The following is a 15,656-nucleotide window of genomic DNA, read 5'->3' as shown; positions in this document are numbered from 1 at the left end:
GCGTCAATCCAGCGTCAGGCCGGGAGCCGATGATTCTAAGGTTGCGTCCCAGGCAGCCGAGGGTTTTCGCCAAGAAGTGCCGGGCAAAAAATGAAGCCTTGCAACTCACCCGTGCTGCGGCGCAACACATCCAAGGCACAATAGCGGTTTGCCGTTCATTCCGTTGTCCGGGCGGCCGCCGTTTCCATCCATGACCCAAGTCCCCAAGCCCCGCGAAGTGTTCATCCAAGGTGTGACCCTGGAAGGGCGCACCTTCCGTCCCAGTGACTGGGCGGAGCGGCTGGCGGGGGCCATGTCCTGCTTCCGTCCCGGGGGCGCGAAGGCGGGTATCGGGGCGCACATCGGCTATTCGCCCTACTGCGTGCCGCGGGTGATCAACGGCATCAAGTGCGTGATCGTCAACGAGGAGCTGAAGTCGGTCGAGCCCATGGCCTGGGACTTCGTCATGAACTTCGCCCGTGACAACCACCTGCAGGTCGCCGAGGCCTGCCTGCTGCCCGAGCGCGGCGAGCGCTGAGCGGCGCCCGCCCCACGTCCCACCGTCCTGCGATCAGCCGCGGCGCCGGCGCCGGGTGCGCCACAGCGCCAGGCATTCGGCGCCACCCCACAGGAGCAGGCAGGTCGCGACCCTCAGGCGCTGCCCGAGTCGCAGGGAGGGCTTGTGCAGGGCGTTGTCCATCGGGCGTTGCATCTCGAGGGTGTCTTCAGGGGTGTCTTCCGGGGATATGCCCGCAGCCTAGTCCAGGGGCATGACGGCCAGGTGGCAGCGTCCTGGGCCGTTTGGCGCATGGCGGGCACCGCTGCCGCTGGCTATGCTGCCGGCTTGTCCTGCCTGCCTTGGCCGAGGTCACCGCCGCGATGCCACCGGGCGGCGCGCCGGCATCCGCAGGTCTGCTGCACGTCCGTCGCCCGACACCCTTGCTGGAATCACTCACCCTGCTGGACCGGCTGCAATCGCAGTCCCGCGGCCTCCTGGAGCGCCGTGACGTGGCCGTGGTGGAGGTGGCCGGGCAGTCGCTGCCCGTGCCGGTGCTGAGCCTGGGCAGCCGCGCGCCGGAGGTGCCGGCCATCGGCTTCTTCGGTGGGGTGCACGGGCTGGAGCGCATCGGCAGCCAGGTGGTGCTGTCCTATCTGGCCAGCCTGGTCGCCCGGCTGCGCTGGGACGAACTGCTGCACCAGCAACTGCAGGGCCTGCGCATGGTCTTCATGCCCCTGGTGAATCCGGGCGGCCTGCTGCTGGGCACGCGCGCCAATCCGGCGGGGGTGGACCTGATGCGCAACGCGCCCGTGGAGGCGGAACGCCCGGTGCCTTTTCTGGTCGGGGGGCAGCGCCTCAGCGCGAACCTGCCCTGGTACCGGGGCAGGGCAGGTGCCAAGATGCAGCCGGAAGCGCAAGCCCTTTGTCAGGTGGTCTGTGAAGAACTGTTGCGCCATCGCGCCGCCTTGTCCATCGACTGCCATTCCGGCTTCGGCCTCGATGACAGAATCTGGTTTCCGTTCGCTTGTAGCACAAGGCCGATCATGCATCTGCCGGAGATGCTGGCGCTCAGTGAATTGCTGGACCAGACCCACGCCCAGCACCGCTATGTGTTCGAGCCGCAGAGCCGGCAATACCTGACGCATGGGGACCTGTGGGATTACCTGTATCTGGAATCCTGCCAAATGCCTGACCGGCCCGACCGCGTTTTTCTACCGCTGACCCTGGAGATGGGCTCCTGGATCTGGGTCAAGAAGAACCCCCGCCAGCTCTTCTCCCGGGACGGCATCTTCAACCCCAAGGTGAGCCATCGCCAGCAGCGGGTGCTGCGCCGCCACCTGGGCTGGCTGGATTTCTGCGCCAGGGCCGCCTTCAGTCTGCCGCGCTGGCTGCCGACTGGCGCCGGGCGGGAGCGGGCCCGCGAGCGGGCGCTGGATCGCTGGTATCGCGGGGGGCGGGCATGAGTGAAGCGCAGACGGCGACCTGGGTGCTGCTGCGTGGCCTGACGCGCGAGTCCGGCCACTGGGGGAGCTTCCCCTTGCAGATGGCGCGGGGCCTGCAGGCCACGCAAGGCTCGGTCCGCGTGCTGACGCTGGATCTGGCCGGCAATGGCAACCGCTGCCGAGAAAGAAGCCCCACCGACATCGGCGAGATGGTGGAGGATCTGCGCGCACAACTGCGCCAGGCTGGCGTGGAGGGGCCAGTCCATGTGCTGGCCCTGAGCCTGGGCGGCATGGTGGCGGCCGAGTGGGCCCAGCGCTACCCCGCGGAGCTGGCCGCCGCCGTGCTGGTGAGTACGAGCATGAAGCCCTTCAGCCCCTTCTTCAGGCGGCTGCGCCCCACGAACTACCTCACGCTGGTCGCCATGAGCCTGGCGCGCTTCGCGGCGCGCTGGCGTGAGCGCCATGTGCTGCAGCTGACCTCTCAGCTGATGAGTCACTCCGAGGAGGTGCTGGACGCCTGGGTGAAGCTGCACCGGCAGCATCCGGTCAGCGGCCTCAATGTGCTGCGCCAGCTGTGGGCGGCGATGAACTACCGGGCCAGCCGGGCGCGGCCGCGGGTCCCCATGCTGCTGCTGTGCGGGCAGGGTGACATGCTGGTGGACTGGCGCTGCTCCCAGGCGGTGAGCCGGGGCTGGGGTCTGCCCCTGCGCATGCACACCCGGGCCGGCCACGACATCCCGCTGGATGATCCGGACTGGGTGGTGCGCGCCGTGGGCGACTGGCTGGCCAAGCGCGAGCTGATGAGCGGCCCGAGCACGCAGCCCATGGACCTGGAGACGGTGCCGCTGCACCTGGCCTGAACCCGGCTTGAGGCCTGGGCTCCAGGGCCGCCTGCAGGCCGGGTGCCGTCCCTCTCGTGCAAAGAAGACGGGCGGCCCAGCTCGGGCGCCATGAAAAAGGCCCGCCAGAGGCGGGCCTTTCAGTTCTTTGCACCAGGACTGGTGTTTCAGGCAGCCAGGGCCTTGATCTTGGCGGACAGGCGGCTCTTGTGGCGAGCAGCCTTGTTCTTGTGGAAGATGCCCTTGTCGGCGACCGAATCGATCACGGCCTGGGCAGTCTTGAACAGTTCAGCAGCCTTGGTCTTGTCGCCAGCGACCACGGCCTTTTGCACGTTCTTGATGACCGTGCGGAATTTGGAGCGCAGAGCCGTGTTGGCGGCGTTCAGCTTGACGTCCTGGCGAGCGCGCTTGCGGCCCGATGCCAAACGGACGGTTTTCTTCTTGGCTTTGGAAGAGCTTGCCATGTTCTTTGTTAATCCAGTTGGTGCAAAGACCGCGAGTATAGCACTTGCAATTGGAGTTTCATAGGCCCGACATGCAAATTCGGTCCTCTCGCGGAGAAAACGGGAAGAAGGGGCCGGATTCTAGTCCAAGGCCTTCGCTCATAATCGCCGGCCACCTGCATGGTCCCGCCCGGCCTGTCTCCCAGGAGGGTTGGGACCTGGCCGCGCCGGCCAGGCGTCCCGAGACAAGAAAGACGATATTCCCGATGAGCCTGCTGCGTTCCGCGTCCCTGATTTCCGTGCTGACCCTGGCCTCCCGCGTGACGGGGCTTGTGCGGGAGCAGATGGTGGCAGGCCTGTTCGGCGCGAATGCCATGACCGACGCCTTCCTGGTGTCCTTCCGCATTCCCAATCTGCTGCGCCGCCTGTTTGCGGAAGGGGCCTTCTCCCAGGCCTTCGTGCCTGCCCTGGCCGCCACGCGCGCCAAGCACGGGGATGAAGCCACCCGCGAGCTGGTGGATGCCGTGGCCACGGTGCTCACCTGGGCCCTGCTGGCCACCTGCGTACTGGGCGTGGTGGGGGCGCCGCTGCTGGTCTGGGCCCTGGGCTCGGGCATGTCGAAGGAGGGGCATGAGGCCGCCGTGGTGATGACGCGCTGGACCTTTCCCTACATCGGCTGCATGTCCCTGGTGGCGCTGTCGGCCGGCGTGCTCAACACCTGGAAACGCTTCATGGTGCCGGCCGTCACGCCGGTGCTGCTGAACCTCAGCTGCATCGTCGCAGGCGTGCTGCTGGCCAAGCGGCTGCCGGCCTGGGGCTATCCGGGCATCTATGCCATGGCCCTGGGGGTGATGATGGGTGGCGTGCTGCAGCTGGCCGTGCAGGTGCCGGCGCTGCGCCGCATCGGCATGCTGCCGCACATCGGGCTGAGCTGGGCGGCCCTGCAGCGAGCCCGGCGCCATGGCGGCGTGATGCAGATCCTCAAGCAGATGGGCCCGGCCCTGCTGGGCGTGGGCGTGTCCCAGGTCTCACTGCTGATCAATACCCAGATCTCCACCCATATCGCCGATGGCGCGACCTCCTGGCTCAACTACGCGGACCGCCTGATGGAATTCCCCATCGGCCTGCTGGGCGTGGCCCTGAGTGCGGTGCTGACGCCGCAGCTGGCCGCGGCGCAGGCCAGCGAGGAGGGCGAGCGCTACTCGGCCCTGCTGGACTGGGGCCTGCGCATGGTGATGCTGCTGGCCCTGCCTTGCGCCGTGGCCCTGCTGGTCTTTGCCGAGCCCCTGGTGGCAACGCTCTACCACCGCGGCGCCTTCCACGACGTCGACGTGACGCGCACCGCGCAGGCCGTCATGGGCTGGGGCGTCGGCCTGCTGGGCCTGGTAGCCATCAAGGTGCTGGCGCCGGGGTTCTATGCCCGCCAGGACAGCGCCACGCCGGCGCGCATCGCCATCGGCGTGCTGCTGCTGACCCAGGTGTTCAACCTCGTCCTTGTGCCGACCATCGGCGTGGCCGGGCTGGCGCTGTCCATCGGCCTGGGGGCCCTGGTCAACGCGGCCGTGCTGCTGCGGGGCCTGCGCCAGCGTGGGGCCTACACCCCGGCGCCGGGCTGGGTGGCCTTCATGGCGCGCGTGCTGCTGGCCTGCCTGGCCATGGGGGGGCTGCAGTGGTGGCTGGGTCAGGCGCTGGACTGGGTCGCCCTGGGGCGGCACGAGATGCAGCGCGCGGCCTGGATGGCTCTGAGCCTGGCCGGGTCGGCCCTGGTCTATTTCGCGGTCCTGCTGTTGTCAGGGCTGAAGCTGCGTGAATTTGCGCGCCGCCACTGAGGCGTGGATGATGTGCCCATGACTGCCTATCTGGACCTGGCCGCGGTGGACCCGCTGGACTATTTCGCCCGCCTGGTGGCCGAGGACGACAGCCTGAACCTCCTGGAGGCCGCCGCCACGCTGGCCCAGGACGAATGGCCGCAGCTGGACGTGCAGCAGCTGCTGGCGGATGTTGACGAGCTGGCGCTGCGGCTCAAGCGCCGGGTGCCGGCAGATGCCGTGGCCAGCCAGCGCCTGCGCCTGCTGAACCAGTTCTTCTTCCAGGAGCAGGGCTTCGCCGGCAATGTCAATGACTACTACGCCTCCGGCAACTCCTACCTGCACGAGGTGCTGAAGACCCGGCGCGGCATCCCCATCAGCCTGAGCCTGCTGTATGCCGAGCTGGCCCTGCAGCTGGGCCTGCGCGCCCGTGGCATCTCCTTCCCGGGGCATTTCCTGGTCTGCCTGAAGCTGCCGGCCGGCGAAGTGGTGATGGACGTCTTTCACGGCCGCTCCCTCTCCCGCGACGCCCTCGAGGAGCTGCTGCACCCCCTGCGCGAGCGGGCGGGCGTCAGCGACCCTGCGGACCTGCCCCTGGAGCTCTTCCTGCAGCCCTGCAACCCGCGCCAGTGGCTGGCACGCATGCTGCGCAATCTCAAGGAAATCCACCGGCGTGCGGCGGCCTGGGCCTTGCTGCTGCAGGTCCAGCACCGGCTGCTGATCCTGTTGCCGGGAGATGCCGAGGAGCTGCTGGACCGCGCCCACACCCTGGAGCGCCTGATGCAATGGCCCGAGGCCGTGGCGGACTACGAGCAGCTGCTGAGCCTGCATCCCCCCATGGAGCTGGCCCAGCAGGCCCGTGAGCGGCTGGAGCAGCTGCGCCACTCGCCGGGCGGGCGCCTGCTTCACTGAGCGCCGGGTGTCCCGCCCGCTCAGGACCCGGGTGGGGGCCCTGCAACAGACCCTAGAATCCGGCCCTGCCTGACGCGGCCCTGCCGGCTGCGCACAATGCCCCCCGCCGGCTGACGGCCTTCATCCGCAACACATCTGCATGACCCTGAGCAAGACCCAACGCTACGCGCTGGCCTGGACGGCCCTGGCCCTGCTGAGCCTGGGGCTGGTGTGGCTGCTCTCGCCGGTGCTGGCACCGTTCCTGGCGGCCGGCATCCTGGCCTACGCCCTGAGCCCCGCGGTGGATGCGCTCACGCGGCGCCGCGTGCCCCGGCTGCTGGCGGTGGTCCTGGTGGAGCTGGGCGCGGGCATCGCCCTGCTGTCGCTCTTCCTGCTCCTGCTGCCCATCCTCAGCCGGGAGCTGCCCCAGCTGCGTGAGCAGATCCCCGTGCTGGCCAATGCCCTGAACAAGCACGTCTCGCCCTGGCTGGCCCAGCACGGCGTGAACGTGGCCCTGGACACCGCCAGCATCAAGGCCTTCGTGCTCAAGTACCTCGATGCCAACCTGGAAGACTGGCTGGCCACGGCCCTGAGCTCGGCGCGCATCGGCGGCAGCTTCGTGCTGGCCATCGTGGGCAATGCCGTGCTGCTGCCGGTGGTGCTGTTCTACCTGCTGCATGACTGGCACAGCCTGCTCGGCCGGGCCTGGGGCCTGGTGCCGCCGCGACTGCGCCCGCCCGTGGGCCATTTCCTGAAGGAATGCGACAGCATGCTGGGCCAGTACCTGCGCGGCCAGCTGCTGGTGATGCTGCTGCTGGCCGTCTACTACAGCCTGGCCCTGCTGCTGGCGGGCTTCGATCTGGCGCTGCCGGTGGGCATCTTCACCGGCCTGGCCGTCTTCATTCCCTACCTGGGCTTCGGTCTGGGCCTGCTGCTGGCGGTGATGGCGGCCCTGCTGCAGTTCGCCAACCTCTATGGCCTGCTGGCCGTTGCCGTGGTGTTCAGCCTCGGCCAGGTGCTGGAGAGCTTCGTGCTGACGCCCCGCCTGGTGGGCGAACGCATCGGCCTGTCGCCCCTGATGGTCATCTTCGCCCTGCTGGCCTTCGGCCATCTGTTCGGCTTTGTCGGCGTGCTGATCGCCTTGCCCGTGTCCGCCCTGGGGGTGGTTGCCGCGCGCCGCCTGCGCGAGGCCTACCTGTCCAGCGCCCTGTACCAGAGTCCCCGTTCTTGAAGCAGATCCCGCTGGCGCTCGGTCCCGAGCCGCATTACTCCTTCGACAACCTCCTGCCCGGCGCCAACGAGGCGGCTCTGGCACATCTGCTGTCCCTGCGCCCGGGCGAGCCGCCCGTGTTCCTGTGGGGGCGGGCGGGCTGTGGCAAGACCCATGTGCTGCGCGCCCTGGCCCAGTCCTGGCAGGCGGCCGGCGCCCAGGTGGGCTGGTACGACGCCGAGACGCCGCTGCCCTGGGAGCTGCCCGCCCACCCCAGCCTGCTGCTGCTGGACGACTGCGACCGCTTCGACCCCGGTCAGCAGCACGCCGCCTTCACGCTCTTCGTCGAGGCGGCCACCCTGGGCCTGGCCGTGGTGTCCACCGGCGTGGCGCCACCCATCGACCTCGAACTGCGCGAGGACCTGCGCACCCGCCTGGGCTGGGGCCCGACCTACGCCCTCCAGCCCTTGCCTGAAGGCGAGATGCGCGCGGCCCTGCGCCGCGAAGCCGACCGCAGGGGCATCGTGCTCAGCGACGAGGTCATGGACTATGTTCTGAGCCGTTTCGCCCGTGACCTCAAGCACCTCATGGGCCTGCTGGACAGGCTGGATGAATTCGCCCTGGCCAACAAGCGGGCCGTGACCGTGCCCCTGCTGCGTCAGATGCTGCTCGACCAAGGAAGCTGATGAACCTCACCCTCTTCGACCTCGACGGCACCCTGATCCCGGGTGATTCCGACCACGCCTTCGGTGACTTCATGGTCCGGATCGGCTGGGCCGACGGTGGCGAATGGCTGCGCCGCAACGACGCCTTCTACGCCCAGTACCAGGCTGGCGAGCTGAACCTGCCCGAGTACATCGCCTTCGCGACCTCGGTGTGGCGCTCGCGTCCCCTGGACGAGGCTCTGGCCGCGCGCCAGCGTTTCATGGCCGAGGTGATGCAGCCCATGATGCGCGACAATGCGCGAGCCCTGGTGCGCCAACACCAGGAGCGCGGTGACCTGGTGGCCATCGTGACCGCCACCAACGAATTCGTGACCACCCCCATCGCCGAGGCCTTCGGCGTGCCTGATCTGATCGCCGTGCAACTGGAGCGCGACGCCACCGGCCACTACAACGGGGCCATCCGTGGCGTGCCGTCCTTCCAGGCCGGCAAGATCACGCGCGTCGAGCAATGGCTGGCCGGGCAGGGGCGGGCACTGAAGGACTTCGAGCAAGTGCATTTCTACAGCGATTCGGTGAACGACCTGCCCCTGATGGAGCGCGTCAGCCATCCCATCGCGACCAACCCATCGGCAGCGCTGGCACAGATTGCCCAGACCCGGGGCTGGCCCATCCTGAATCTCTTTGCATGATCAAGAACCTGATTGACAAGCTGCTGGGCAAGCCCGGCAAACCCGATGCCAAGCCCAAGGCCAAGGCCTCGTCCGGGGCGCATGCGCTGGGCAAGCGGCTCGAGATCGGCGTGGCCGAGCATGGCATCGACCCCGAGCTGCTGGACGACCGCGCCGTCAAGGTGGTGCGCACGCTCAGCGACGCCGGCTTCGAGGCCTACATCGTCGGCGGCGCCGTGCGGGACCTGCTGCTGGGCCGCCGCCCCAAGGACTTCGACGTGGCCACCAATGCCACGCCCGAGCAGGTCAAGGCCCTGTTCCGCCGCGCCTTCATCATCGGCCGGCGCTTCCGCATCGTTCACGTCGTCTACGGCCGCGGGCGCGAGCATGAAGTGATCGAGGTCTCCACTTTCCGTGCCCTGCTGGCCAACGAGGCTGCCGAGCAGGTCAGCGGCAACGAGAAGACCTCCAAGGACGAGCTGGCCGGCAAGAGCCATGTGGTCGATGCCAGCGGCCGCGTGCTGCGCGACAACGTCTGGGGACCCCAGATCGAGGATGCCGCCCGGCGCGACTTCACCATCAACGCCCTGTACTACGACCCCCAGCGCGAGCTGGTGGTCGACTACCACGGCGGCTTTGCCGACGTGAAGAAGCGCGTGCTGCGCATGATCGGCGACCCCGAAACCCGCTACCGCGAGGACCCGGTCCGCATCCTGCGCGCCGTGCGCTTCGCCGCCAAGCTGGGCTTCGAGCTGGAGCCCAAGACCCGCGTGCCGGTCAAGGCCATGATCCCGCTGCTGCAGAACGTGCCCATCTCGCGCATGTTTGACGAGATGATCAAGCTGCTGCAGACCGGCCACGCCCTGGCCAGCCTGGACGAACTGCGCAAGCAGGGCCTGGGCCGCGGGGTGTTCTCCATCCTGGACGCGGTGCTGGACGAGAAGGGCGCCTTGCCGGACGAGGCCCGCGGCCAGTTCGTGCGCCGCGCCCTGGAAGACACCGACCGCCGCGTGGCCGAGGGCCGCAGCGTGGCCCCCAGCTTCATGCTGGCCTGCATGCTGTGGCACGAGGTGCAGGGCCGCTGGCAGCGTCTGCGTGACGGTGGCGAGCCGGCCGTGCCCGCGCTGCAGCAGGCCATCGATCTGGTCTTCGACGCCCGCATCGGTGACATCTCCGGCCGCGGCAAGCTGGCCGCCGACATGCGCGAGATCTGGATGATGCAGCCGCGCTTCGAGCGCCGCAGCGGCAACGGCCCCTACAGCCTGGTCGAGCAGCCGCGCTACCGCGCCGGCTTCGACTTCCTGCTGCTGCGCGCCGAGGTGGGTGACCTGGACATGGCCCTGGTCGACTGGTGGGAAGACTTCGCCCTGGGCAGCGACGAAGAGCGCCGCGCCCTGGTCGAGCAGGCCCGCGAGAGCGAGCGCCAGCAGCGCAAGAGCGGCGGCGGTCGCGTGCGCCAGGTGGCCAAGGGTGCCGTCAGCGGTGAAGCCCGCACCGGCGCTCCGGCCCGGGCATCCGCTGACGACGAGGCCGACGACGGCGCCGACGCCAGTGACGGCCCGGACGAGGCCGGCGAGGCAGGCGAGGGCGCCTCGGCCCCCGCACGCAAGCGCCGCCGGCGTCGCAAGCCGCGCAGCGGTGGCGGTGGCGGTGGCGGTGGCGGTGCTGGCGGTGCCGTCCCCGCGGATGCCGGCTGAGCCTCTTCGTCCACGGGATCCCGCGTGAAGGCCTACATCGGGCTCGGCGCCAACCTCGGCGACCTGGCGGCCACCCTGCGTGCCGCCCTGCAGGCCCTCGACGGCCTGCCGCAGTCGCGGCTGCTGGCCGTGTCCTCGGGCTGGCGCAGCGCGCCGGTCGACGCTGGCGGCCCTGACTTCCTCAATGCCGTCGCCTGCCTGGAGACGGCGCTGGCGCCTCTGGAACTGCTGGACGCCCTGCAGGCCATCGAGCAGGCCCACGGTCGCGAGCGCCCCTACCGCCATGCGCCGCGCACCCTGGACCTGGACCTGCTGCTCATGGAGGGTCAGGTCTGGTCCGATGCCCGCCTGAGCCTGCCGCATCCGCGCCTGCACCAGCGCGCCTTCGTGCTGCACCCCCTGCTGGAGCTGGCGCCCGGGCTGTCGCTGCCCGGCATCGGCCCTCTCGCGGCGCAGCTGCCGGGGGTGGCCGACCAGCGCCTGCATCCTGACGGGGCCCTGTGGCCCGCCGCCGGGGGCGGGAACACGCCGCCTTGAGCCCGGGAAGTCAGGTGCCCGTGCATCCTGTGAAGGCGGCCTTCGTTCGCGTTGCGCAAGGATTGAGGCGGGACCAGTTCTTCCTGGTCCTGCTGGGTGCGTTGTTCCTCTTCAGTGTCTTCGGGCCGGATCGCATCGCCCGCTATCCCTCACTGGTGGACTGGCCGACCCTGGCCGCGATGACCGGACTCCTGCTGCTCACCAAGGGCCTGGAGCTGAGTGGGGCACTGCACCGCCTGGGTCGCACGCTGATCGAGTGGATGAGGACCGAGCGGGCCGCGGCGCTGTGCCTGGTCCTGGTGGCGGCGCTGCTGTCCACCGTGCTGACCAACGATGTCGCGCTGTTCGTCGTCGTGCCCTTGACGCTGAGCATCAGCAAGCTCACCGGCATGCCGTCCACGAAGCTCATCGTCTTCGAGGCGCTGGCGGTCAATGTCGGGTCGACGCTGACGCCCATCGGCAACCCGCAGAACATCTTCCTCTGGCAGATGTCCCGGATGAGCTTCGGGGACTTCGTCTGGCACCAGCTGCCACTGGTGGCGGCCATGCTCGGGGCACTCCTGGTGCTCACGGCCTTCGCTTTCGGAACGCGCTCGTTCGAGATCCAGGACCACGAGGCGCGCCCGCTCGACCGCGCGCTGCTGAGCGTCTCGCTGCTGCTGTACGTTCCCTTCCTGATCGCAACGGACCTCCATCTGGCCGGATGGGCGTCCCTGGGCCTGCTGCTGATGTTCGCCGTCTTGCGTCCACGGGTCCTGGCGGATCTGGACTGGGGGCTGCTGCTGGTGTTCGCGCTGATGTTCATCGACCTGCGCCTGCTGTCCGGACTGGACGTCGTGAAGCAGCTGATGCTGAGCCTGGGCCTTCAGGACCCCGTGCATCTGTACCTGGCGGGCATTGGCGCCAGCCAGCTGCTCAGCAACGTGCCGGCCGCCATCGCGCTCGCGGAGTTCTCGAAGGACTGGGGCGTGCTGCTGTATGGTGTCAATGTCGGAGGCTTCGGATGGATGGTGGGGTCCCTGGCCAATCTCATCGCCTTGCGCATGAGCGGCGACCGCCGGGCCTGGATCGCCTTCCATCTGTACGCCGTGCCGGCCTTGCTCGTGACGGCGGCCATGGGCTATGCACTGCTGTTCCATCGCTGAGGGCGAGCCTTTCCGCTCCTCGCCTCCACCTGATACAGCACTTCCCCTTCGGGCTTGCTCCCGGCCTGCTGATTGACCTGAATCACGTGAGCCGGGACACCTGAGCCCGCCGGGCCGCCGCCACCGGTCGACCGGGCGGCGCCCGAGTCCTTGCCCGATGTCCCCGCGCGAATTTCTGGGGCCGGATACGCCTGGGCCTATTCACCCATTTTGGGGAGGCGGCTGCGAGTCGCAAATGCTTGAATAATCAGCCAAAAGAGTGCCCACCGGACTTGGGGGCAGAGGCTGAGGGTGAATGGACCAGAAGAACACGGCTCGCACCGATGGCGTGTGGGCTTGCACCGAGGGGCATCCGATCAAGGCTGAGCAGCCGCCAGACCAGGCGAATGTGGGGCGGCCCTCCGGGAGGCTGGCCGCCCCGTGCCGTGCCGCGGTGGGTCCTCAGACCAGGCGCCGGATCGATGTGGGTGCCAGGCGCTCGCTCCCGATTCACGCCGTGGATGCGAAGCCAATGCAGGTGCAGCACAGCAATGCCCTCTTCGGATCCCTGGAACGCGGATTGGCCTTCACCAGGCTCGCCGAGTCCGCGCCAGGTGCCGCGGCCTTGAATGGGCGCCATCGGCGGATCCGGGCTCGCGCGCCAGCCGGCATCTGCGAAGAGCTCCCCCAGCAACGTGGCATCGGTGCTTTCAAGAAGCACTTGAGGGCGCGAGGGCAGGGGCGCGTCGTCAGAAACGTAGTCCCCACCTTCCATGGATCTGACCACATCGAGGGTGCATGCCGCTAGCAAGAAATTCATGCGCTCCCAGGAACCGGTCTAGCGTTCCGTCTACTCGGCTCCGCATTCCTGGCTGCTGGGCCTTGCTCGCCCTCTCGCTGGCCCTCAGCGCCTGCGGCAAGCCCGCTGAAGACAAGGAAGCCCAGGCCCGGGAGGCTGCCTACAAGGAGAAATACGCCAAGGCCAAGGCCCTCTTTGAAGAGCGATGCAAGACAGCCGGGGTGGTGGTGAAGCGGACGGTGAAGGATGTGGAGGGGATTGAGCTTGCCAAGATCCGGCAGCCGATTCCCTGGGGGGGCAAGGAGTACTTTGACCCGATGTACCCTGAGGCTGCGATGGCGGGGGAGCATCGCGGTGATGACTACATCAAGCAGTTCCTCATGAGCGAATTTGTGAATCCAGCCGATTCAGGCCAACGAGGTGCACTGGGTCCACCTGCAGCGGAAGAGCTGTTCAAGCGCTTCACAGTGAAAAATGGCTATTCATTTGTCGAATATGTGGACCCTACCAATGGCCAACGCTTCCGCTGCACGCCTGACTGGTCGCGGCGGCACCCGAATTGGGTGGATGGTCAACATCACTGCAAGCCAGTTGACCGCACCGCTACTCGCTATGCACTTGACTATGAAGACTTGGTGGAGCCTGCTGACCGGGCGCTATGGATCTCAGGTACCAGGATCAAGGCCGTCGATAAACAGTCGGGGAACGTTATCGCTGAATTAACCCGCTATGTATGGGAAGCGGGTTTTGGTGCAAGCTCCACGGGAAGATGGCCTTGGGAACACGCAAATGCCGGTGGCCGTAGCCAGGTCTGTCCAAGTCGGCCTGGCGAAAGAGATGACGTTAGTCGTAAGTTTGTAGACGAAGTAATCCAAGCAAAACAGGGAGAATAGATATGACGGCAGAAGCAAACCCGACGTCTCCACAGGCTATTGAGACGTATACCTTGTTGCAAATTGCCGCAGAGACCTTCTTGGGGTCTACAAAGAGAGAAGACCCAGCCGCACGGCCCGGCTCCGGCGCAATCCCGGTGACTCTCGGTGAAGAGATGCTGATGAAGGGTAATCTGCACTCCAGCAAGATGACCACCGAGCAAGCGAAACAGTTCGCCTTGGAATGGAAAGTTGTTTCCCATCAGCCCAATACCGCCACTGGTTTCAGCGGCACGCTGTTTCAATATATGGGTGAGACGGACCCAGTTCGAGGTCTCCAGGCAGGGCAGTTCGTCGTCTCCTTCCGCTCCACGGAGTTCATTGAAGACTACGCCCGCGACTGCGCCGCAACGAACGACCTTGAGGTGAAGACCCTGGGCTGGGCCATTGGACAGATCTCCGACATGAAAACCTGGTGGGATTCCGTCAAGGGGGAAGTCGGTACTTCAAAGGTGGCGGTAACGGGCTACAGCCTGGGGGGGCATCTGGCTACTTCCTTCTATGAGATGTACGGCCCCGACAGTATCGACAAGGTCTTCACCTTCAACGGTGCCGGGGTGGGGTCACTCAAGGATGGAAATTCGCTGAATTCGGTGATTCAGGCCTTCCGGAGCAACAAGGCGGATGGCGCCAATCGAGGGGCATTTTCTGACCCTGCCACGCGGACCCTCATAACCAGCAGCCAGGTGCTTTTCAACCGCACGCCCGCCTGGAATCTTGCTGCCAACGAACAGGAGCATTTGCATGCAGCCTAACTCAAAAATGAAATGGATGTTGCTGTCCGCTGCGGCAATGCTGGCCCTTGGCGCCTGCGGCAAACCGGTGGAAGACAAGGAAGCCCAGGCCCGGGAGGCCGCCTACAAGGAAAAGTACGCCAAGGCCAAGGCCCTCTTTGAAGAGCGATGCAAGACAGCCGGGGTGGTGGTGAAGCGGACGGTGAAGGATGTGGAGGGGATTGAGCTTGCCAAGATCCGGCAGCCGATTCCCTGGGGGGGCAAGGAGTACTTTGACCCGATGTACCCTGAGGCTGCGATGGCGCGGGAGCACCGTGGCGATGACTACATCAAGCAGTTCCTCATGAGCGAGTTTGTGAATCCAGCCGATTCAGGCCGACGAGGTGCGCTGGGCCCACCGGCAGCGGAAGAGCTGTTCAAGCACTTCCCAGCGAAGAGGGGCTATTCATTTGTCGAATACGTGGACTCCACCAACGGGCAACGCTTCCGCTGCACGCCTGATTGGTCGCGGCAGCACCCGAACTGGGTGGATGGTCAACATCACTGCAAGCCAGTTGACCGCACCGCTACCCGCTATGCACTTGACTATGAAGACTTGGTGGAGCCTGCGGACCGGGCTCTGTGGGTTGCAGGCACTAGGCTCAAGGTCGTCGATAAGCAGACGGGGAACGTGCTTGCAGAGTTGACTCGCTATGTATGGGACCCGGGTTTTGGCGCGAGCACCACTGGACGATGGCCTTGGCAGCATGCCAATTCCGGAGGCGGAGACCAGATGTGTCCGCATCAAGCTGGTGAGAAAGCCGATGTCAGTCGTAAGTTCATTGATGAAGTAATCAAAGCAAAACAGGGGGAATAGACATGACCGTAGAAATAAATCCGACGTCACCGCAGGTTCTTGAGACGTATACCTTGCTTCAGATTGCAGCAGAGGCTTTCTTGGGGGACACCGACAGAGGAGACCCTGCTGCACGGCCAGGGTCTGGCGCAGTATCGGTGACTCTTGACGGGGTGATGCTGAATGAGGGCAATCTGCACTCCAGCAGGATGACCACCGAGCAAGCGAAACAGTTCGCTGCGGAGTGGGAAGTCGTCTCCCACCAGCCCAATACCGCAACGGGCTTCAGCGCCACATTGTTCAAGTGGAAGGGCACTACAGATGATCCGATACGGGGGTTGAAGGCGGGGCAATACGTCGTCAGCTTTAGGTCTACCGAGTTCCTGGAGGACTACGCCCGCGACAACGTCGCGACGAACGATCTGGAGGTGTGAATCGCCCCGGCTTCCGCGGAGGCTAGTTGGTTTAAGTCAGACGTTCGCGGCCTGACCAGCGCGTTGACGATGGTAATTGGCTTCGAACTCGGCAGGCGGGACGTGGCCCAGCGGCCCCAT

General features: G+C 66.7%; 17 protein-coding genes. 15 read left to right on the top strand and 2 right to left on the bottom strand.

Annotated features, from left to right (window positions below; all coding sequences use genetic code 11):
• Window positions 1-190: 190 nt before the first annotated feature.
• Entirely contained in the window at window positions 191-517 is a 327-nt protein-coding gene (locus tag O9Y01_RS21135) for a DUF3579 domain-containing protein (protein ID WP_183104535.1), read from the top strand.
• Window positions 518-550: 33 nt separating this feature from the next.
• Here O9Y01_RS21135 and O9Y01_RS21130 read toward each other — a convergent pair whose 3' ends face one another.
• The gene (locus O9Y01_RS21130; RefSeq protein ID WP_269633629.1) at window positions 551-691 is read right to left on the bottom strand and encodes a hypothetical protein; all 141 of its coding nucleotides are present in this window, start codon (window positions 689-691) and stop codon (window positions 551-553) included.
• 227 nt (window positions 692-918) lie between these two features.
• Between O9Y01_RS21130 and O9Y01_RS21125 the strand changes: the two genes are divergently transcribed.
• The gene (locus O9Y01_RS21125) at window positions 919-1,941 is read left to right on the top strand and encodes a M14 family zinc carboxypeptidase (protein ID WP_442952783.1); all 1,023 of its coding nucleotides are present in this window, start codon (window positions 919-921) and stop codon (window positions 1,939-1,941) included.
• Window positions 1,938-2,780 carry an alpha/beta fold hydrolase gene (locus O9Y01_RS21120; RefSeq protein WP_269633628.1) on the top strand — a complete coding sequence of 281 codons (843 nt, stop codon included), beginning with the start codon at window positions 1,938-1,940 and terminating at the stop codon, window positions 2,778-2,780. Before O9Y01_RS21125 ends, O9Y01_RS21120 begins: the two co-directional genes overlap by 4 nt.
• A gap of 146 nt (window positions 2,781-2,926) precedes the next feature.
• On the opposite strand, the gene rpsT is transcribed toward O9Y01_RS21120, so the two are convergent.
• A complete protein-coding gene (gene rpsT, locus O9Y01_RS21115) occupies window positions 2,927-3,223 on the bottom strand; it encodes a 30S ribosomal protein S20 (protein ID WP_133604851.1) in 297 nt (98 codons plus the stop codon).
• A 245-nt stretch (window positions 3,224-3,468) separates the two neighbouring features.
• Between rpsT and murJ the strand changes: the two genes are divergently transcribed.
• The 12 genes from murJ to O9Y01_RS21055 all read left to right on the top strand — a co-directional run bounded on the left by murJ (window position 3,469) and on the right by O9Y01_RS21055 (window position 15,536).
• Window positions 3,469-5,031 (top strand): murein biosynthesis integral membrane protein MurJ, encoded by a 1,563-nt coding sequence (gene murJ / locus O9Y01_RS21110; RefSeq protein ID WP_269633627.1) that lies wholly within the window; start codon window positions 3,469-3,471, stop codon window positions 5,029-5,031.
• 18 nt (window positions 5,032-5,049) lie between these two features.
• Window positions 5,050-5,922 carry a SirB1 family protein gene (locus O9Y01_RS21105; protein ID WP_269633625.1) on the top strand — a complete coding sequence of 291 codons (873 nt, stop codon included), beginning with the start codon at window positions 5,050-5,052 and terminating at the stop codon, window positions 5,920-5,922.
• 139 nt (window positions 5,923-6,061) lie between these two features.
• Window positions 6,062-7,132, top strand: coding sequence for an AI-2E family transporter (locus tag O9Y01_RS21100; RefSeq protein WP_269633624.1), 1,071 nt, complete (start codon window positions 6,062-6,064; stop codon window positions 7,130-7,132).
• The gene (locus O9Y01_RS21095) at window positions 7,129-7,797 is read left to right on the top strand and encodes an HdaA/DnaA family protein (protein ID WP_269633623.1); all 669 of its coding nucleotides are present in this window, start codon (window positions 7,129-7,131) and stop codon (window positions 7,795-7,797) included. The genes O9Y01_RS21100 and O9Y01_RS21095 overlap by 4 nt, the downstream gene beginning before the upstream one ends.
• Window positions 7,797-8,465, top strand: a complete 669-nt coding sequence (locus O9Y01_RS21090; protein ID WP_269633622.1) for an HAD family hydrolase — start codon at window positions 7,797-7,799, stop codon at window positions 8,463-8,465. Before O9Y01_RS21095 ends, O9Y01_RS21090 begins: the two co-directional genes overlap by 1 nt.
• Window positions 8,462-10,141 carry a polynucleotide adenylyltransferase PcnB gene (pcnB, locus tag O9Y01_RS21085; protein WP_269633621.1) on the top strand — a complete coding sequence of 560 codons (1,680 nt, stop codon included), beginning with the start codon at window positions 8,462-8,464 and terminating at the stop codon, window positions 10,139-10,141. The genes O9Y01_RS21090 and pcnB overlap by 4 nt, the downstream gene beginning before the upstream one ends.
• A gap of 24 nt (window positions 10,142-10,165) precedes the next feature.
• A complete protein-coding gene (gene folK, locus O9Y01_RS21080) occupies window positions 10,166-10,678 on the top strand; it encodes a 2-amino-4-hydroxy-6-hydroxymethyldihydropteridine diphosphokinase (RefSeq protein WP_269633620.1) in 513 nt (170 codons plus the stop codon).
• Window positions 10,679-10,698: 20 nt separating this feature from the next.
• On the top strand, window positions 10,699-11,823 hold the full coding sequence (locus tag O9Y01_RS21075; protein WP_269633619.1) for an SLC13 family permease: 1,125 nt from the start codon (window positions 10,699-10,701) through the stop codon (window positions 11,821-11,823).
• Window positions 11,824-12,684: 861 nt separating this feature from the next.
• Window positions 12,685-13,494 carry a hypothetical protein gene (locus tag O9Y01_RS21070; RefSeq protein ID WP_269633618.1) on the top strand — a complete coding sequence of 270 codons (810 nt, stop codon included), beginning with the start codon at window positions 12,685-12,687 and terminating at the stop codon, window positions 13,492-13,494.
• 2 nt (window positions 13,495-13,496) lie between these two features.
• Window positions 13,497-14,288 carry a hypothetical protein gene (locus tag O9Y01_RS21065; RefSeq protein ID WP_269633617.1) on the top strand — a complete coding sequence of 264 codons (792 nt, stop codon included), beginning with the start codon at window positions 13,497-13,499 and terminating at the stop codon, window positions 14,286-14,288.
• Window positions 14,278-15,123, top strand: coding sequence for a hypothetical protein (locus tag O9Y01_RS21060; protein WP_269633616.1), 846 nt, complete (start codon window positions 14,278-14,280; stop codon window positions 15,121-15,123). The genes O9Y01_RS21065 and O9Y01_RS21060 overlap by 11 nt, the downstream gene beginning before the upstream one ends.
• 2 nt (window positions 15,124-15,125) lie before the next feature.
• On the top strand, window positions 15,126-15,536 hold the full coding sequence (locus tag O9Y01_RS21055) for a hypothetical protein (protein ID WP_269633615.1): 411 nt from the start codon (window positions 15,126-15,128) through the stop codon (window positions 15,534-15,536).
• Window positions 15,537-15,656: the final 120 nt, after the last annotated feature.

It is taken from the genome of Pelomonas sp. BJYL3 (genome assembly GCF_027257975.1).
Classification (GTDB): Bacteria; Pseudomonadota; Gammaproteobacteria; order Burkholderiales; family Burkholderiaceae_C; genus Roseateles_B; species Roseateles_B flavus.
This window is presented reverse-complemented; position numbering and strand designations above follow the sequence as displayed.